Raw genomic sequence first — 18,814 nt, 5'->3', positions numbered from 1 at the left:
GCCCACCCCCGGCGCTCCCGGCGAGGCGGGCGTCGACCACCTGCCCACCGTGATCGTCGGCCAGAACGCGGCACCCGCACCCGCACCGGCCGCACCGCCCGCGCACAGCCACGCACCCACACCGTCCGCGCCGCCCCCGCACAGCCACGCACCCGCGTACGGACATCCGCAGCCGCCCGCCCAGGGGCACCCGTACCCGGGCGGCGCCGCGCAGCCGTACACGCCGCCCGGCCCGCCCTTCGCCCCGCACGACGGCTGGCACTCGGGCGGCGGAGGCGGCGGCACCCCGCCCTACGGTCCGCCGGGACCACCGCCGCGCCGCAACAGCCGCGCCACCGTGCTGCTCGTCGCCGTGGCCGTGATCGTGGCGATCGGGGCCGGCGGGACGGTGTACGCCGTGATGAAGGGCGACGAGGGCAACCGCAAGGACCGGGGCGCCTCGACCCCGACCGCCCCCACCACACCGGGGACTTCGGACCCGAGCACCCCGCCCGCGACCACGGACGCGCCGCCCACCTCCCAGGCTCCGACCACGCAGTCACCGCCTGCCGACGGTGAGATCCCCCAGGAGTTCCTGGGCACGTGGGAGGCCGAGTTCAAGTCCGAGGGCGGCGTCAACACCCGCGTGCTGAAGATCCAGCAGGGCAACGCGGGCGACACGGTCATGAGCCTCACCGGAAAGGGCCCGGGGCACGACTGCCGCTGGACCGCCACGCTGCGTTCGGCGGGCAACGCGCTGGTCCTCAGCCCGTCCGAGGTGACCTTCGGCAAGGCGTCGGAGTGCAAGCCGGGCGAGACCAGCGAGCTGCGCCTGACGGACGACACCCACCTCTCGCGCGAGCTGATCGGCAGCGGCGGTGAACCTCTCACGTATACGCGTACGGGGTGACCGGCCGGGGTGACCAACCGGCTCCGGAATCCGCGTAGTTGAACACGCCACAAACATCAGCCGAAGCTCCGGATCCCCGCCCCCATCGCCCGCCCTGCCTTCGTACGGTGTGACCCCGTCCGCCGTACGGACGCACGTGCGAGGAGCCGAGGCAGGGCAGCATGGAGTGGCTGAGCACCGAGAACGTCATCGCCGTCGGGACCGCCGTGCTCGGGGTGCTCGCCTCGGCCGGTGTGCTCTGGTACGAGCGGCGGGTGCCGCGGCGCAAACGCATCGGCTACCGGGTCCAGCTCGACACCCCGATCGGCAACAACAGCGCGGCGGGCCAGGCGAACGTACGCCTGGGCCTGTTCAACGAGACCCGCGGCATGGCGGACGCCACCCTCGTCCTCCTGCGCTTCGAGAACGACGGCTCGCAGGCGATCGGGCGCGAGGACTACGACAGCGCCGAACTGCACGGTCTGATCGCGGAGTTCGAGGGCCGGACGGTCCGCGGGATCGCGGTGACCCTGCCGCCCCGCACCGAGCACATGATGGGCCACTTCTCGGCCGCCACCGGACTGCGCCATGACGGCAACCGCCTGTACATCCCGCGCGTACCGCTCAACAAGGGCAAGCACTTCAAGCTGCTCATCCTGCTCGGCGGCGGCGCCACGGACAGCCCGGTGCGCATCATCGGCGATCTGGTGGACGGCGACGTCGTGGAGACCCGGTCCACGACCCTCGACGACACCCCGCCCCTGTTCAGCAGACCGGCCCGGGTGCTGACCGTCCTCCTCACGGCCTGCGTCATCACGCTCTCCACGCTGGTGATGGTGCGCGGTGAGACACCGCCGCCCATAGGCTGTGAGAAGGGCTCGCTCAAGGTCGTCGGCTCGACGGCGTTCGAGCCGGTCGCCGAGGAGCTCGCAGCCAAGTACGAGCAGGACTGCCCCGGTTCGCAGATCACGGTCGACGCCCGGGGCAGCGCGGCCGGCATCCGTGAACTGAAGGAAGCGGGCGAGTCGCAGCAGACCGGCTCACCCGCCCTCGTCACCCTCTCCGACGGCCCCAAGTCCGCCGAGGACGAGCAGCTGACGGAGAACCGCGTCGCGGTCTCGGCGTTCGCGCTGGTCGTCAACGACAAGGTGGGCGTGCGGAACCTCTCCCTGCGCGACGTCCGCCGCCTCTACACGGGTGAGATCCGCACCTGGTCCGAGCTTGGCGGCGCCGACCTCCCGGTGATCCTGGCCAGCCGCAACTCCAACTCCGGTACGCGCGGCGTCTTCCAGCGCCGTATCCTGCACGGCTTCGAGCCGGCCGAGTCCTCCGCGGACTGCCACGAGAAGAGCGACCGACGAGCCAGGGTGTTCCGTTGCGAACTCGACTCCACAGACCAGGTGTTGGCCACCGTCGCCGACATCCCGGGCGCGATCGGCTACAGCGAACTCCGCACGGGCACCCCGACCAAGGGCGTCCGCCACCTCACCCTGGCCGGCCACCGGCCGGCCATCGACGGCGCGTACCCCTTCCGCGAGATCGAGTACGCCCACACGTACGGCCGCCCGCCGGCCGACTCCCTGGCGTCGAGCTTCCTCAACTACGCGATGCGCGGCAGCGGCCAGGACGTGGTCCGCACGCACGGGCATCTGCCCTGCTACACGCCGGAGGGCCTGAAGATCTGCGGGTCGTGAACCGGTCGGGGCCGTGAGCCCGTCGGCGACGTGCCCCGGTCGCATCCGGCCTCCCCTGTACGCGGCGTCGAGCGAGGCTCGCGGTCACCCATGACGCTGCCTGAAACCGCGGACCCGCACCGCTCGTCTCTCCGGTGGTGCAAGGCAAGTCACCTGAGTTGGCCGAGCAGTTGGCAGGAGAGGCGAAGTGACCCGTAAGCGCGACGCGAAGCACCCCGAGGACCCCCATCCGACGGTCGCCGCCCCCGCCCGGGCCGCCCTCGCCGACCGGGCCGAGTAGCCCATGGACGGTCTCGAACCCCTCGCGCCGGACGAGCCGGGCCGAATCGGTCCGTACACGCTGATCGGCCGGCTCGGGAGCGGCGGCATGGGACGGGTGTTTCTCGCGCGGGCCGGTGCCGGGCGGACCGTCGCCGTGAAGCTGGTGCACAGTGAGCTGGCTGGGCAGAGCGAGTTCCGGGAGCGGTTCGCGCGCGAGGTGACCGCCGCGCGGCGGGTCAGCGGCGAGTGGACCGCCCCTGTCATCGACGCCGATACGGACGCGGCGGTCCCGTGGGTCGCCACCGGGTACATCCCGGGAATGTCGCTCCAGGCGCTGGTGGCAAGGGAGTTCGGGCCGCTGCCCGAGGATTCGCTGCGGATCCTCGCCAACCGCCTTGCCCAGGCCCTGCGCGCCATCCACGACGCCGGCCTGATCCACCGCGACCTGAAGCCCTCCAACATCCTCGTCACCGCCGACGGCCCCCGCGTCATCGACTTCGGTGTGGCCCGCGCGCTCGACACGGTCACCGGCGGCCAGTTGACGCAGACCGGTGCGGTGCTCGGGTCGCCCGGCTTCATGAGCCCCGAGCAGGTGCGGGGCGCGCGGCTCACACCGGCGAGCGATGTGTTCTCGCTCGGGTGCGCGCTGGTCTTCGCGGCGACCGGGCGCGGACCCTTCGAGGGCGGTGAGAGCGGGGCGCACGCGCTGATGTTCCGGGTCGCCTTCGAGGAACCGGAGCTGGAGGGCGTACCGGAGGGGATTCTCGAGCTCGTACGGGAGTGTCTGAGGAAGGAGCCCGGTGAACGGCCGGGCGCGGAAAGGCTGTTGGAGCTCACCAACCCCGATCCGCTCGGGTCCTGGCTGCCGGAGCCCGTACTCGCGCTGCTCGCCCAGCATGCCTCGGCGCTCCTCGCGGCGGAGGTGCCCGCGCGGGAGCCGGCCGCCGGGCCGACGCCCTCACCGCCCGGCGAGCGCAAGAAGCGCACCGGGTTGATCGCGACGGGAGCGGTGCTGGCCGTGTGCGCGGCCGCGTCACTGGCGTACGTACTGAATCCGGGCGACAACAGCGGAGACCGCACGGACGCGAAGGGGCCGTCCGGCGCGGGCGGGGTGAGCCAGTCCCCCACCGGGTCCGCGCCGCCCTCGTCCAAGCCGTCGCAGGGCAAGGGGAAGGGCGAGAAGTCGCCCGGCCCTTCGGCCTCCCGGTCCGGCGCGGAAGGCGGCGCGTCCGGGGGCTCGGGCGGCGACGGCCGGGGCGCCGACGGTTTCGTCGGCGGCTGGGAGGGCGAGCTGCCCGGGGGCGGCGGCATCCTCCGTATCGACATCGGTGCGGGCCGCGAGGGCGAGACGGTGGCGACCTCGGTGGACGTCGGCAACGACTGGATGTGCGTGCGCAAGTCGGTCGCGGTCTCCGCCGACGCCTCCACCCTGGAGCTGAACGGCGGGGACCTGCCGCTCCAGCGCAACCCGGCCAAGTGCGAGTTCCCGACCGAGATGTCGCTGACCATCGGCTCGACGGATGTGCTGAACCTGAAGTCGTCCGCGGGCGCCGTCCGGCTCAGCCGCGCGGGGACCTCCGTACCGGACGCGTACGCCGGCAAGTGGCAGGCCCTGGACATGGAAGGGAACCGGAACAAGATCTGGTTCACGATCGAGGCGGGCGCGGTCGGCACGGCGAGGATCACGGTGGTCGACAAGCGCTACGGGACACCGTGCACGACCACCCAGGTGCTCGCCTCGGTCGACAAGGGCCTGGTGTACGGGCCTTCGTCGAAGCCCGCGGGCGGCGACTGCGGGGCACGGAACAGCGAACGGGTCACGCCGTACGCGGGCGGCAAGCTGCTCGTCGAGGACTGGCGGGGTCCGGGCAGCGAGCCGGCGGAGCTGGTGCGGGCGGAGTGACCTTGTAACGGAACGTCAACTGTCGTACGCCTGTGTCTTCTTGGAGGATGCACCGTCGTCTACGGTCCTCCCGTGGACCAGCTGATCACACAAGACCCGACTCACATCGGCCCGTACCGCCTGATCGCCCGCCTCGGGGCGGGCGGCATGGGGCTGGTCTATCTGGGCCGCTCGGAAGCCGGCCGCACCGTCGCCGTGAAGGTGGTGCAGGCCGAGCATGCGGCGCACCCCGAGTTCCGGCGGCGGTTCGCGCGCGAGGTGGCGGCGGCGCGGCGGGTCGGGGGTGCGTGGACGGCCGATGTGCTCGACGCCGATACGGACGCGGCGGTCCCGTGGGTGGCCACCCAGTACATCCCCGGGCCCGACCTGACGACCGTGGTGGCCAAGGACTTCGGACCGCTGCCCGAGTCCTCGGTGCGGGTCCTGGCGCACCGTCTCGCGGAGGCGCTCACGGCGGTGCACGGCGCCGGTCTGATCCACCGCGACCTGAAGCCGTCGAACGTCCTGGTGACCGTGGACGGCCCGCGCGTCATCGACTTCGGCATCGCCCGCGCGATGGACAGCCTCACCTCGGACAGTCTGCTCACGCATACGGGGATGCTGATCGGGTCGCCCGGGTTCATGTCGCCCGAGCAGGTCCGCGGGCTCGAACTCACCCCAGCCAGCGATGTGTTCTGCCTCGGCGCGGTGCTCGTGTACGCGGCGACGGGGCGGCTGTTGTTCGGCGCGGGTACGACCGGGCTCAACGCCCACCTGTTCCGTATCGCGGAGGAGGAGCCGGACCTCACCGGCGTCCCGGAGGGACTGCTTCCACTCGTACGGGAGTGTCTGCACAAGGATCCGTCCCAGCGGCCCACACCCGCGTCCGTCATGGAACGGACGGCCGGGACGGGGGCCGGGGAGTGGCTGCCGGGGACTGTGCTCGCCCAACTGGGGCGGCATGCTGCCCAGTTGCTGGACTTCGCGCCGGAGACCCGGGTGCCGGCCGCCCAACCGCAGGTACCGGCCCAGGCGCCCGCCCCCCGGCCGCAGGTCCCGGCCCGGCCGCCCGCGTACACCCCGACGACCCCCGCGGACGGCGTACCGCAGGGCTTCGGCCCGGCCCAGGGGTTCGGGCCTCCGCCGGTTCCCGTCGGGCCGCCGGCGCCCTACGGACCGGCCGACGACGTCCCGGGCCGGCACCCGCAGCGCTGGAAGGTGCTCACGTGGGCGGCGCTGGCCCAGCTGCTCGTGCTGCTGACCTGGGCGGTCTCCAACGCGGCACAGAATGAGCAGTTCCACGATCTCGACATCTCCAGCAGCTACCTGGACTGGGGCTACTACGCGCAAGTGGCGGCCTTCGGCGGGCTGTTGATCGCCGCCGGGCACCTCGCGGACCGGATCGGCCGCAAACCGATGCTGCTCACCGGCCTGGCGAGCATGGCGGCCGCCGCCGTACTCGATGCCCTCGCGCCCTCCGCCATCGCCGTCGCCGTGTCCCTGGGTCTGCAGGGTGCCGCCGCCGCCCTGATCTCCGCCGCGGCGCTCGGCCTGGTGGCCGCCCACTTCACCGAAGCGCGGGAACGCGCGCGGGCGTTCGGTGTGTACGTCCTGGTCGCCATCGGCGGCGAGGCGTTCGTCCTGCTGCCGAGCGACGCCCTCGCCGAAGCGGTGACCTGGCGGATCTCCTTCTTCCTCATCGCGATCCTCGCCCTGGTCGTCCTGGCCGGGGTGGCCGCCCGGGTGCACGACCTGCCGCTGCGCCGCGGCGGCCGCTTCGACCTGCCGGGCGTTCTGCTGGCCGCCACGGCCATGGCGGTCCTGGCCTACGGCCTGCGCAAGGGCCCCGATCTCGGCTGGGGCGATCCGACTGTCCTCACCACACTCGGCGGCGGCGTGGTGCTGCTGGTCGTCTTCCTGTGGGCGCAGACACGGACGTCCGCCGCGCTTCTTCCCCCGTACGTGCTCCGGGACCGCGACCGCATCGCTGCGGTGTGCACCCTGCTCCTGGCGGGCTTCGCCATGAACACCCTGGTGCCGGCGGTCAACACCTATCTGCGGTCGCTCCTGGGCCTCTCCGCCCTGGGCGCGGGCGCCGCCCTGATCCCGCTGGCCGGCGCCGTCGCCGTGGGCGCCCTCATGGTGGTGCCCCAGCTGCATCTGCGGGCGGGGCCACGTGCGCTGATCGCTCCGGGGCTGCTGCTCGCCGCGCTCGGTCTGTTCCTGCTGCGGGCCTTCCCGGCAGTCGACAGCTATGCCCTCGGCCTGCTGCCGGGGCTGCTGCTCGCCGGCTTCGGTCTCGGCCTCGCCCTGGCGCCCCTGTTCACCACCGCCACGCGCGGTCTCGCCGCTCAGGACGCGGGCGGCGGCGCGGGGGCCGTGCTCACGGGACAGCAGCTCGGCTTCGCTGCGGGCAGCAGCATGCTGACCACGTTCTTCATGTCCGACACAGACGAGCTGACCCACGTCTACGGCCCTGCCCTCGCCTGGTCGGCGAGCGGCATGCTGCTCGCCGCCCTGGTGAGCCTGCTGATCACAGCGCGGGACGAGGCGGCGGGACCGCGGCGCTGAGCGGACCCCAGGAACTCAGGTGCCGGCCACCGCCAACCGCGCCGCCTCCGCATACGCCCGCACCAGCGGCCGGGAGTCGTCCGCCCGCCAGGCCAGCGCGAGGCGGCTCGGCGCCACGCCGTCCACCGGACGCGTCACCACCCCGCCCCGCGCGACCAACGGCACGTTCCCGGACGCCACGAGACACACACCCCGCCCGTCCACCAACGCCTCGTACGTCTCGTCGACGCTCGCGATCTCCGCGCCGATCCGCACCGGCCGGCCCCCGCGCTCGTCCGACGCGAGCCAGTAGTCGCGCAGTTCGGACGCCTCACGCGGCAGCGCGAGGAACGGTTCGTCGAGCAGGTCGGCGAAGGCGATCCGCTCGCGCGCCGCCAGGCGGTGGTCCTCGGGCAGCGCGACCTGCCGCGCCTCGGTGGCGAGCACCACCCACCGGTAGCGCTCCGCATCGGCCAACGGCAGCCACACGAAGGCGACATCGCTGGAGCCGTCCGCGAGCCCCGCCGTCGGGTCCTCCCACCTGACCTGCCGCATCCGCACCTCGGCCCGCGGATACGCCTCGGTGAACCGCGACCTGATCGCCGGACGCAGCCCACCGCGCGCCGGACTGTGGCTCATCCCGACGACGAGCGTGGCCCGTTGCCGCCGCTTCGCCGACTCGACCGCCTCCGAGGCCGCGTCCCACTCCGCGAGCACCCGCCGTGCGTGCGGCAGCAGTGCGGCACCCGCCGGCGTGATCCGCACCCCGTGCCGGTCCCGTTCGAAGAGCGGGGCGCCCAACTGCCTTTCAAGCGCCCGTATCTGCTTACTGAGCGCCGGCTGCGATACGTACAGCAGCTCGGCGGCCCGCGTGAAGTGCAGCTCCTCGGCGACCGTCACGAAGTAGCGCAGATCCCGTCCGTGTACGTCCATAACCGATGGTTATCACGGTGGGTCTTGGACGGGGAAGGGGTGGCTGGGAGAGGCTGAACTCCGTACCGAGGAAAGCCACTTGAAGGGGTTGGGGAACATGAGCAAGGTCTGGCTGATCACGGGAGCGAACAGCGGTTTCGGGCGGGCGTTCACCGAGGCGGCGGTCGGCGCGGGCGACGTGGTCGTGGCCGCTGCCCGCCGCACCGGCACCCTGGACGAGCTGGTCGCGGCCCACCCGGACCAGGTCGAGGCCGTCACCCTCGACGTGACCGACACGGACGCGATCAGCGTCGTGGTCGCGGACATCGTGGCCCGCCACGGCCGCATCGACGTCCTGGTCAACAACGCGGGCCGTACCCACGTCGGTTCGGTCGAGGAGAACAGCGACGCCGACCTCCGCTCGCTCTTCGACGTGCACTTCTTCGGACCCGCGGCCCTGACGCGTGCGGTGCTCCCGCACATGCGCGCCCGCCGCTCGGGCGCGATCGTGCAGCTCAGCAGTGTGGGCGGGCAGATGTCGATGGCCGGCTTCGGCGCGTACAGCGCGACGAAGTTCGCCCTGGAGGGTCTGTCCGAGGCACTTCAGGCGGAGGTGAAGCCGCTCGGCATCGACGTCCTGATCGTCGAACCCGGCGCCTTCCGCACCAGCCTGTTCGGCAACCACTCCCTGAGCAAGGGCGAGATCGAGGACTACGAGGCGACGGTCGGCGCGACCCGCGCCTACGTCGAGACCGGCGGCGGAACCCAGGCGGGCGACCCGGCGAAGGCGGCGGCAGCGGTCCTCGCGGCCCTGAACGCGGAGGAGACCCCGCTGCGGCTGGCCCTGGGCGGCGACTCGATCGACACCATCCTCGGCCACCTGGACCAGGTCCGCGCGGACCTCACGGCTTGGGACAAGGTGGGCCGGGAGACGACGTTCGACGTGTGAGCTGCGCGGTGCGGGCCCCATCCCGGCCGGGATGGGGCCCGCACCGCGTCAGCGGACGTAGTTCTTGAGGATCTCGGTGTCGAGGGTGATGCCGACGGGGTCGGGGATGGTGAGCTGCCCGCCGAACTTCACCTTGTGTGTGTCGCGGTAGCCGCCATCGGGGTCCGGACCGCTGTGCAGCGTCACGGTGCACTGGTCGCGGTCGATCAACAAGTAGAAGGGGATGCCTGCCTCGCCGTACGCGAGAGGCTTCTCCTTACGGTCTCTCCGGTCGGTGTCCGAGTCGTACGAGGTGACCTCGACGGCCATCAGCACGGGCGTGCAGTCCGCCCAGTCTCCCTGCCCCGCGAACGACTCCTCCGGAGCCAGAACCGCATCCGGTTTGGCCCGGCCTTGGCGGTATGCCTCCACCTTCAATCCGAGTTCCCCACCCGCGTACAGCCAAAGGTCGGCCTGGGCCTGCATACAGCGCTTCTGGAGCCACCGGATGATCTCGTTGTGATCGCCGTCCGTCATGCCCTTGAACCCGACCCGTCCGTTGATGAACTCCAGCCTGACGGTGTCGAGCTCTCTCCCGGCGAAAGCCGCGAGCGCTTCAAACTCCTCCACCGACATCAGGGAAGCCCTGGACGCGTGCTCTGCCATAGCCGTCATGCTGCACTCCCTTCCCGACGGACGCCAGTGTGCCCAGGCATATGACAAGGGCGGGCCGCATCCGATGCGACCCGCCCTATCGAGTGAACGCCTACAGGAACGAGTTGATCTCGATCGTCTCGGTCCGGCCCGGGCCCACGCCGATCGCCGAGATCGGCGCGCCCGACATCTCCTCCAGGGCCTTCACGTACGCCTGCGCGTTCTTCGGCAGGTCCGCGAAGGTCTGGGCCTTGGTGATGTCCTCGGACCAGCCCGGCAGGTACTCGTAGATCGGCTTCGCGTGGTGGAAGTCCGTCTGGGAGTACGGGAGTTCCTCGACGCGCTTGCCGTCGATCTCGTACGCGACGCAGACCGGGATCTGCTCCCAGCCGGTCAGCACGTCCAGCTTCGTGAGGAAGAAGTCCGTGAGGCCGTTGACGCGGGTCGCGTAGCGGGCGATCACGGCGTCGAACCAGCCGCAGCGGCGGTCACGGCCGGTGGTCACACCGCGCTCGCCGCCGATGCGGCGCAGGTCCTCGCCGTCCTTGTCGAAGAGCTCGGTCGGGAACGGTCCTGCGCCGACACGGGTCGTGTACGCCTTCAGGATGCCGATGACCCGCGAGATCTTCGTCGGGCCGACACCGGCACCCGTGCACGCGCCGCCCGAGGTCGGGTTCGAGGACGTGACGAAGGGATACGTGCCGTGGTCCACGTCCAGGAGCGTGCCCTGGCCGCCCTCGAAGAGGACGACCTTGCCCTCGTCGATGGCGTTGTTCAGGATCAGCGTGGTGTCCGCGACGAAGGGCTTGATCTGCTCCGCGTACTGGAGCATCTCCTCGACGATCTTGCCGGACTCGATCGCGCGCCGGTTGTACAGCTTGGTGAGCAGCTGGTTCTTGACCTCGAGAGCCGCTTCGACCTTCTGGGTGAGGATCGACTCGTCGTAGAGGTCCTGCACGCGGATGCCGACGCGGTTGATCTTGTCCGCGTACGTCGGGCCGATGCCGCGACCGGTGGTACCGATCTTCCGCTTCCCGAGGAACCGTTCCGTCACCTTGTCGACCGTGACGTTGTACGGCGTGATCAGGTGAGCGTTTCCGCTGATCAGCAGCTTGGACGTATCGACACCGCGGTCGTTCAGCCCGCTCAGCTCGGAGAGCAGGACGGCCGGGTCGACGACGACACCGTTGCCGATGACCGGGGTACATCCGGGCGAGAGGATGCCGGAGGGGAGCAGGTGGAGCGCATACTTCTGGTCGCCTACGACAACCGTGTGACCGGCATTGTTGCCGCCCTGGTAACGCACCACATAGTCAACTGAGCCGCCGAGCAGGTCGGTGGCCTTTCCCTTGCCCTCGTCACCCCACTGAGCACCGAGCAGCACAAGTGCGGGCACAGGCGTACACCCCTTCCGGGCGGGGCATGTCCAAGGTCAGGGGCGTACGCGCTACGTACACCTGGCGGACTCCATTGACCGCATACGTCGGACCGGTGCCCCGGAATAGACGAAACCCCTGGCGCAATAGCGCAAGGGGCTCTTGCACAAAGATGCTACCCCGTACCTTGAGGAAGGACCGAGGTGTCGGCTCCAGCACCCGCTGAGAAGGGCTACCAGCCGCTCCTTGTCGTCATCGATCCCGCCGCCAGACGCAGCGACGGCGAGTCCGTCCGTATCGCCAAGGACGTGCTGTGCGCACGGTCCTGCGGATCGGTGAAGATCTGTCTCCCGGACGGTCCGGAGGAATTCGCCCGGGCGCTTCAGCGCCGGGGCTCACGCAGACCCGTGGTCGTCGGCGACGACCGGGCGCTGCTGCGGGCGGTCTCCGTCCTGCACCGGGAGCGCGAGCTCGCCTCGTCGGTCCTCTCGCTGATCCCCGTCGGCACGCTGAACCAGCTCGCGCAGGCGCTCGGAGTGCCTTCCGGCACGGTCGCCGCCGCCTCGGCGGTCCTGGACGGCGAGGCCCGGCAACTCGACCTCCTGGTCGACGACAGCGACGGCGTCGTCCTCGGCGACCTGCGCATCCCCGCCCTGCCGGCCGCCGCGCATGGTCCGGACCCCTGGTGGGCGCCGCCGCTGAGGACCTGCCAGTCGCTCGTACGCACCCTCGTACGGCCGTCTCCGGCCGCCTCACCGGGGCCTTCGCGGCTGCGGGTCGAGGTGGACGGGGTGACGCTCGTCGATCTGGACCAGCCGGTCGAGGACGTCTCCGTGGCGACATCGCGGGGAGGTTTCGCGCGGATCGAGGTCCGGCCCACGTCGGTGGGCGCCGCGGCGCCGGCGCTGCGGGCCAGGGCCAGGTCGGTCACGGTCTCCGGGCCCGACTTCCGCTACCGGGCGGACGCGCTGACGGCGGGTCCCGTGCGGACGCGGACGTGGACGGTGCGGGCGGGGGCGTGGGCGCTGACGCTGCCTCGGTAAGCTACGGGGCCTGACCGGTGAGCTACGGGGCCTGACCGGTGAGCTACGGGGCCTGACCGGTGAGCTACGGGGCCTGGCCGGTGAGCTACGGGGCCTGCCCGAACACCTCGTCCCGGTGCGCCCGCCACCGGGACAGGAGCCCCGCCAGCTCGCGCTCCAGGAACTCGAAGAACTCCAGCGTCTCCGCCATCCGCCGGCCCGCCGCCGTATCGGCGCCGACGCTGTCGACGCCCTCCCTGAGGGTGCCCTCCCACCGCTTCAGGACCTGGTCGCGGTTGGTCAGCGCCTCGTACCAGGAGGAGGCGTGCACCCGGTAGCGCTCACGGCGCGAACCGGGTTCGCGCTCACGCGAGACCATGTGCACCTGCGCCAGATAGCGCACCGCCCCCGAGATCGCCGCCGGGCTGACCTTGAGCCGCCGACTGAGCTCGGCCGAGCTCATGGCGCCGGACTCGGAGGAGAGCAGGGCCCCGAAGACGCGCGCGGGCATCCGCTGCATGCCGGCCTCCGCCAGCTGCGCGGCGAAGGTCTCCACGAACTGGTCCACCCGCTCGTCCTGCTCGCCCTGCTCGTTCTCGCGGTCGTTCCCTGCGGCCATGTCCCGATCATCTCCCCTGCTCACCGGCGCGACCCCGAGTTTATACGCTTCCTTAACTTCACAAATTTCTGAAAGTACCGTACGTTCAGAAACATGACGAAGGCAATCACCGTCTCCGGACTGCACAAGTCGTTCGGCAGGACACACGCTCTGGACGGACTCGACCTGGACGTCGAGACCGGCGAGGTGCACGGCTTCCTCGGCCCGAACGGGGCCGGCAAGTCCACGACCATCCGCGTACTGCTCGGTCTCCTGCGCGCCGACTCCGGCGCCGCCCAGCTACTCGGCAAGGACCCGTGGAACGACGCCGTGGAGCTCCACCGCCGTATCGCCTACGTCCCCGGTGACGTGACCCTGTGGCGCAACCTCAGCGGCGGCGAGGTCATCGACCTGTACGGGAGGCTGCGCGGCGGTCTCGACAAGGCGCGGCGCGCGGATCTGATCGAGCGCTTCGAGCTCGACCCGACCAAGAAGGGCCGTACGTACTCCAAGGGCAACCGGCAGAAGGTCGCCCTGGTCGCGGCCTTCGCCTCGGACGTCGATCTGCTGATCCTCGACGAGCCGACCTCGGGACTCGACCCGCTCATGGAGGAGGTCTTCCAGGAGTGCGTGCGCGAGGAGCAGTCCCGCGGGAGGACCGTGCTCCTGTCGAGCCACATCCTCAGCGAGGTCGAGGAGCTCTGCGACCGCGTCTCGATCATCCGCAAGGGCGCGACCGTGGAGACCGGCTCGCTCGCCGAGCTGCGCCATCTGACCCGTACCGCCGTGTCGGCCGAACTCGCGGGTCCGCCCAACGGGTTGAGCGGGCTGCCCGGTGTGCACGACCTGGACATCCAGGGCAACCGGGTCCGCCTCCAGGTCGACTCGGACAAGCTCGACGCGGTGCTCAGGTCGCTCACCGACTCCGGCGTACGGACGCTGACCAGCACGCCGCCCACCCTGGAAGAGCTGTTCATGCGGCACTACCAGGACGAGGTCCGTACGGAAGAGGCGATGGCGCGATGACTGCCGTGGCCGACACCACCTTCGCTCCGCGCACCGGCGGCAACCGCCATCTCGCGGGCACCGGCGCCCTGTTGAGGCTCGCCCTGCGCCGCGACCGGATCATGCTGCCGCTGTGGGTGCTCGCGATCGGCGGGACCACGGCGAGTGCCGCGGGCTCGCTCGGCGCGGTCTACGGCACAGCCGAGGAGCGGGCGGGCGTCATCTCCTCGATGACGACGAACAGTTCCCTGCGCTCCCTGTACGGGCCGGTCTTCGACGATTCGCTCGGGGCGCTGGTGGCATGGCGGTACGTGGCGTTCATGGCCGCGTTCGCCGCCGTGATGAGCCTGCTGATCGTCGTACGGCATACGCGCGAGGAGGAGGAGACCGGGCGGCAGGAGATGCTGTCGTCGGCGATGGTGGGGCGGCGCGCGCCGCTCACCGCGGCGCTGCTCGTGGCGCTGATCGCCAACGCGGGGATCGCGCTGCTCACCACGCTCGGCCTCGCGGGCGAAGGCGCCACGGGCGCCCTCGCGCTGGGGCTCGCGATCGGCGGGGTGGGCATGGTCTTCGCGACCATGGCGGCCGTGATGGCCCAACTCACCGAGACCGCCCGGCTCGCGAAGGGTCTGACCGCCGCCGTACTCGGTGTGGCGTGGGCCCTGAAGGCGGCGGGCGACGCGGCTTCGACCGACGGCTCGCACGTCCTGACCTGGCTCTCCCCCATCGGCTGGGCCGAGAACATGCGCGCCTTCGCCGGTGAACGCTGGTGGGTGGTGCTCCTGTTCGCGGCCGTGATCGTGGTCCAGGGCGCCGTCGCGTACCACCTCGCGGGCCGCCGCGACATCGGCATGAGCTTCCTGCCGGCCCGCCCCGGACCCGCGAACGGCACTCTCTCCACGGCCACTTCGCTGGCCTGGCGGCTCCAGCGCGGTTCGCTGCTCGGCTGGGGCATCGGCTTCCTGCTCGCCGGGCTGATGTTCGGCACGATGACCGAAGGCGCCGCGGATCTCGTCGGCGACAACGAGAACACCCGCGAGATCCTGGAACGCATGGGCGGCCAGGCCGGCGTCACCAACTCCTTCCTGGCCGCGATGATCGGCATGCTGGCGATGCTCGCCGCGCTCTATGCCGTCCAGTCGGTCCTGCGGCTCAACGGCGAGGAGACCTCCCAGCGCGCCGAGCCCATCCTCGCGGGCGCGGTCGGCCGCATCCGATGGGCGGCGGGCCACCTGTACGTGGCGTTCGGCGGGGCGGCCCTGATCATGCTGCTCGGCGGCCTGGGCCTCGCCCTCGGCTACGGCAAGGACTTCGGGCCGGTCCTGGGCGCGGTCCTCGTCCAGACAGTGGCGGTCTGGCTGCTCGGCTCGTTCGCGGTGCTCGTCTACGGACTGCTGCCTCGGGTCGCCGCCCTCGGCTGGGCGTACGCGGGCCTGTCCCTGGGCCTCGGCTGGCTGGGCGCGGCGCTCAACCTGCCGTCCGCGGTGATGAACCTGTCCCCGTTCGAGCACCTGCCGAAGCTGCCGGGCAACGAGATGCAGTGGACCCCGGTCCTCATCCAGCTCGCGCTCGCGGCCGCGTTCACCGTCGCCGGACTCGTGGGTCTGCGGCGCAGGGACATGCAGAACTGACTCACACCTCGACCGGCAACGAGGCCAAGCCCCGGATCACGAACCCGTCCTTGCGCTGCGGCTCCCCCGCGAGCCGCAGCGCAGGCGCCTGCCGCAGCAACTGCCCGAAGGAAGCGGCGAGTTCGATACGGGCGAGCGGCGCGCCCAGGCAGTAGTGGATCCCCGCCCCCAGCGAGACATGCGGGTTCTCCCGGCGCGTCAGATCGAGCCGGTCCGGGTCCCGGAAGACCGCCGGATCGCGATTGGCGGACCCGAAGAGCAGCGCGACCTCCGAGCCCTTGGGGATCCGTACGTCACCCACCTCGATGTCCTCGAGGACCCAGCGCTCGAAGAGATGCAGCGGGGTGTCGTACCGCAGAAGTTCATCCACAGCTGTGGACAACTTTTCGGGACCGGCGCCCGTATCCCCCGAAATCCGGCCCATCAGCTCCATCTGCTCCGGATTCCGAAACAGCGCAAGCCACCCATTCCCGGTCGTATTCACCGTCGCCTCATGACCGGCGTTGAGCAGCAGCACACAGGTGGAGATCATCTCCTGCTCGCTGAGCCGTTCGCCTTCGTCGTACGCGGCGATCAGCCCGGAGATGAGATCCTCCCCCGGCTCCTTGCGGCGCTCGGCGATCAACTCGCGCAGATACGCGGAGAACTCGACCGACGCGGTCACGGCCTTCCGCGCCGTCTCCTCGTCGGGATTCAGCTCGTACATCCCGCAGATATCCGCCGACCAGGGCCGCAGCAGCGCACGGTCGCCCTCCGGAATCCCCAGCATCTGGGCGATCACGGCCACGGGCAGCGGCTCGGCGAGCTCCGTCACGAGATCGCCCCCGCCCTCGGCCACGATCCGCGCCACCAGCTCGCCGGCCAACTCCTCCACGTACGGCTGAAGCCGCTGCACCGTCCGCGGCGTGAACGCCTTGGAGACCAGCCGCCGGATCCGGGTGTGCCGCGGGGCCTCCAGATCGAGCAGCCCGTTGTCGTTGAGCGTGTGAAACGGCTCGTGCTCGGGCGCTGGCGGCGTCCGCCCGAACTCCTCATGCGTATACCGGTGCAGATAGGTCCGCCCCAGCCTGCGGTCCCTGAGCAGCGCGGACACATCGGCGTGGTGCGGGACGAGCCACTGACGCGTGGGCTCGAACCACAACGCCCGTCCTTCGGCGCGGAGTTCGGCGTACGCGGGGTAGGGGTCGGCGGCGAAGTCCGGTGCATCCGGGGCGAAGGGCAGCATCTGCCGAACGTAGCGGTACGGGCCCGGACCTGCTCGGTCCGGGCCCGCACCGCCCTACTGGCGGATCAACTCAGGTTGAGGTGCTGCCAGCCACTGGAGCCGATCTGGACCCTGGTCTTGAAGGTTCCATCGCCCACACCGTCGTACCGCCACAGGAGGCCCTGCGTATCGGAGGCCACCAGGTCCTGCCTGCCGTCACCGGTCAGGTCGCCGACGCCGACGATGTTCTTGTAGACGCCCCAGCCACTCCCGACACGCACGCGCGACCCGAAGGCGCCGTTGCCGTTGCCCGGGTAGTTCCAGAGGACTCCGTCGGAGTCCCTGGCCACCAGGTCACCGATGCCGTCCCCGTTGAGGTCGCCCGTGCCGGTCACGGTGTACGGGCCCCAGCCGGCGCCGATGAGGGTCCGCGGCTTGAAGGCGCCCTTGCCGTCGCCGCCGTAGAACCACAGCCTGCCGGTGGACGTCTCGCGGGCCAGCAGGTCGGTGGTGCCGTCCTTGTCGAGGTCGCCCGGCGAGGTGAACGCGTTGTACACGTTCCAGCCGGAGCCGATACGGGCGGACGGGCTGTTCGGTTCGACCACCGAGCCGCAGACGGCGCGGTAGGAGTGCAGCTCGCCCGCGCTGTTGCGCACCAAGGTGTCGTTGCAGCCGTCCCCGTTCACATCGCCGAACGGGACCAGCGTGGAGGTGGTGGGCCAGGCGACCCACTTGGCGGGTGAGGAGACACGACCGGTGGCGGTGCCGCCGTAGATGCCGAGTTCGCCGGTGGTCTTGACGGTGTAGAGGTCGGCGATCTTGTCTTTGCCTACGTAGTCGCGACTGGGGGCAGGGGTGACCAGGTCAGTGGTAGAGGTCCACAGACCGCCGTCCTTCCATACCGCAGTGGCTTCACCGTCCGCGGCCACCGTGACCACGCCCTCGGCTGGGCCGCCGGGGTTGGCGGCAAGTGTCTTCGGCGCACTCCAGACGCCGTTCACTCGTGCCGCTGTCGTGAAGGCTCGGTCGTCCCCGACGCCCTGCCCCCAGCCCACCTGCACGGTGCCGTCCGCCCCGATCACGGCATCGGAATCCAGACTCAACGGGCCGTTCGCCACAGTCGTCGTGCCCCAGGCGCCCGAGGAAGAGCGGGTGGCCGCTCTCAGGCCCTGGCTCGCTGACGGGTCGCCGTCTACCCAGACGACGGTCATCTCCCCCTGCGGGCCGAACAGAGGGCGGGACATCTGGGCTACGTACGCGCGTCCGGAAGCGGCCGTCTCAGGGGTGCCCCATTCCGTACTGCCGGCGGAGCGGCGCGCGAACAGGAGAGCCGCGTCGGTGTCCGGGCCCTGTTCCCACCAGGCCAGCGCGAACGTCCCATCGGGCGCGACCGTCAGCTGTGGTTTGAAGGCACGCTTCCCGGGACTCGATAGGGTCCGCGGATCGGTCCACTGTTCATCGCCCGCCGCGCGGCTGGACTCCTGCAGCTCGATCGCGCTGCCGTTCGACTCCTGCCAGACAATCGACACGGCGCCGTCCTCAGCGATCTCGACGCCTGGATCCGACTTGTTCACGCCCCTTGTGCCGCTGCCGAAACGCGTCGGCGGGGACCACGCCCCGTCGGCCGGGTCACGTTCGGCGAAGTAGACATCGCGCGACTGGTACTCCTGCGATGTCCATACGGCCACGATCCGGCCATCTGGGCCTGATGCCAGCCGAATTTCCCCCACTTCGAATCTGACAGGCCCGAGCTTCACCGGCGTGGACCAAGTGGATGTGCCAGCCGCCAAAGTGGAGGCGTGCACCGCGTAACTGCCCCCGAGGTCCTCCCACGCGACGGTCACGGAGCCGTCGGATGCCTCGGTGACGGCGGGTTGCGGAGAGTGGGCGGATGCCACATGGGCGATCACCTGCGGAGCGCCCCATACCTCACTGCCGCCAGGGCGCACCGACGCCATCAGGGCCGAACTCGCACCGCCTTGCAACTGCTGCCAGACAAGGACCGTCGAACCGTCCTCGAGGGTCAGCATCTCCTCGACGTACGCGCCGGAGTCGCTGGGTGAGAGCTGCTTGGGCACCTCCCAGACCCTCAGCTGGCCATCGACGGCGACCGCAGCAGGCGCAGTTGTCAGCTCGAGCGCACCGACACCCCCCAGGACCAGCACAGGCACCAGCGCCGTGACGATCATTCTTCGCATGCATCCTCCGAGAACCGCGATGAAGGCATGG

13 protein-coding genes and 1 pseudogene are annotated in these 18,814 nt (G+C 70.8%); 8 read left to right on the top strand and 6 right to left on the bottom strand.

Features of this window, described 5'->3' with window-relative positions:
• From G6045_RS19350 to G6045_RS19335, 4 genes and pseudogenes are all read left to right on the top strand, one after another.
• Positions 1-889 (top strand): annotated as a pseudogene (locus G6045_RS19350) (serine/threonine-protein kinase); the annotation flags it as partial.
• 161 nt (positions 890-1,050) lie between these two features.
• Positions 1,051-2,562 (top strand): substrate-binding domain-containing protein, encoded by a 1,512-nt coding sequence (locus G6045_RS19345; RefSeq protein ID WP_165333251.1) that lies wholly within the window; start codon positions 1,051-1,053, stop codon positions 2,560-2,562.
• Positions 2,563-2,845: 283 nt separating this feature from the next.
• Complete coding sequence (locus G6045_RS19340) at positions 2,846-4,726, top strand: serine/threonine-protein kinase (protein WP_165333250.1); 1,881 nt, start codon at positions 2,846-2,848, stop codon at positions 4,724-4,726.
• A 72-nt stretch (positions 4,727-4,798) separates the two neighbouring features.
• The gene (locus tag G6045_RS19335) at positions 4,799-7,276 is read left to right on the top strand and encodes an MFS transporter (RefSeq protein WP_165333249.1); all 2,478 of its coding nucleotides are present in this window, start codon (positions 4,799-4,801) and stop codon (positions 7,274-7,276) included.
• Between the two features lie 15 nt (positions 7,277-7,291).
• On the opposite strand, the gene G6045_RS19330 is transcribed toward G6045_RS19335, so the two are convergent.
• Positions 7,292-8,188: a LysR family transcriptional regulator gene (locus G6045_RS19330; protein WP_165333248.1), complete on the bottom strand. Its 897-nt coding sequence runs from the start codon at positions 8,186-8,188 to the stop codon at positions 7,292-7,294.
• A 97-nt stretch (positions 8,189-8,285) separates the two neighbouring features.
• On the opposite strand from G6045_RS19330, the gene G6045_RS19325 reads away from it, so the two are divergent.
• A complete protein-coding gene (locus G6045_RS19325; RefSeq protein ID WP_165333247.1) occupies positions 8,286-9,116 on the top strand; it encodes an oxidoreductase in 831 nt (276 codons plus the stop codon).
• Positions 9,117-9,164: 48 nt separating this feature from the next.
• On the opposite strand, the gene G6045_RS19320 is transcribed toward G6045_RS19325, so the two are convergent.
• Both G6045_RS19320 and G6045_RS19315 read right to left on the bottom strand, forming a co-directional pair.
• Entirely contained in the window at positions 9,165-9,770 is a 606-nt protein-coding gene (locus G6045_RS19320) for a Uma2 family endonuclease (RefSeq protein WP_165333246.1), read from the bottom strand.
• Between the two features lie 91 nt (positions 9,771-9,861).
• On the bottom strand, positions 9,862-11,145 hold the full coding sequence (locus tag G6045_RS19315) for an adenylosuccinate synthase (protein ID WP_165333245.1): 1,284 nt from the start codon (positions 11,143-11,145) through the stop codon (positions 9,862-9,864).
• Between the two features lie 183 nt (positions 11,146-11,328).
• Here G6045_RS19315 and G6045_RS19310 point away from each other — a divergent pair, with 183 nt between their 5' ends.
• Positions 11,329-12,168, top strand: a complete 840-nt coding sequence (locus G6045_RS19310) for a diacylglycerol kinase family protein (RefSeq protein WP_165333244.1) — start codon at positions 11,329-11,331, stop codon at positions 12,166-12,168.
• Positions 12,169-12,253: 85 nt separating this feature from the next.
• Here G6045_RS19310 and G6045_RS19305 read toward each other — a convergent pair whose 3' ends face one another.
• On the bottom strand, positions 12,254-12,766 hold the full coding sequence (locus G6045_RS19305) for a GbsR/MarR family transcriptional regulator (protein WP_165333243.1): 513 nt from the start codon (positions 12,764-12,766) through the stop codon (positions 12,254-12,256).
• 93 nt (positions 12,767-12,859) lie between these two features.
• On the opposite strand from G6045_RS19305, the gene G6045_RS19300 reads away from it, so the two are divergent.
• Positions 12,860-13,771 (top strand): ABC transporter ATP-binding protein, encoded by a 912-nt coding sequence (locus G6045_RS19300; protein ID WP_165333242.1) that lies wholly within the window; start codon positions 12,860-12,862, stop codon positions 13,769-13,771.
• The gene (locus tag G6045_RS19295; RefSeq protein WP_165333241.1) at positions 13,768-15,381 is read left to right on the top strand and encodes an ABC transporter permease; all 1,614 of its coding nucleotides are present in this window, start codon (positions 13,768-13,770) and stop codon (positions 15,379-15,381) included. Before G6045_RS19300 ends, G6045_RS19295 begins: the two co-directional genes overlap by 4 nt.
• A 1-nt stretch (position 15,382) precedes the next feature.
• Here the strand turns inward: G6045_RS19295 and G6045_RS19290 are convergent, their stop codons facing one another.
• Positions 15,383-16,606, bottom strand: a complete 1,224-nt coding sequence (locus tag G6045_RS19290; RefSeq protein ID WP_165333240.1) for a cytochrome P450 — start codon at positions 16,604-16,606, stop codon at positions 15,383-15,385.
• A gap of 65 nt (positions 16,607-16,671) precedes the next feature.
• Complete coding sequence (locus G6045_RS19285) at positions 16,672-18,783, bottom strand: FG-GAP repeat domain-containing protein (protein ID WP_165333239.1); 2,112 nt, start codon at positions 18,781-18,783, stop codon at positions 16,672-16,674.
• Positions 18,784-18,814 lie beyond the last annotated feature (31 nt).

It is taken from the genome of Streptomyces mesophilus, assembly GCF_011044995.1.
In the GTDB taxonomy this organism is placed as follows: Bacteria; Actinomycetota; Actinomycetes; order Streptomycetales; family Streptomycetaceae; genus Streptomyces; species Streptomyces mesophilus.
This window is presented reverse-complemented; position numbering and strand designations above follow the sequence as displayed.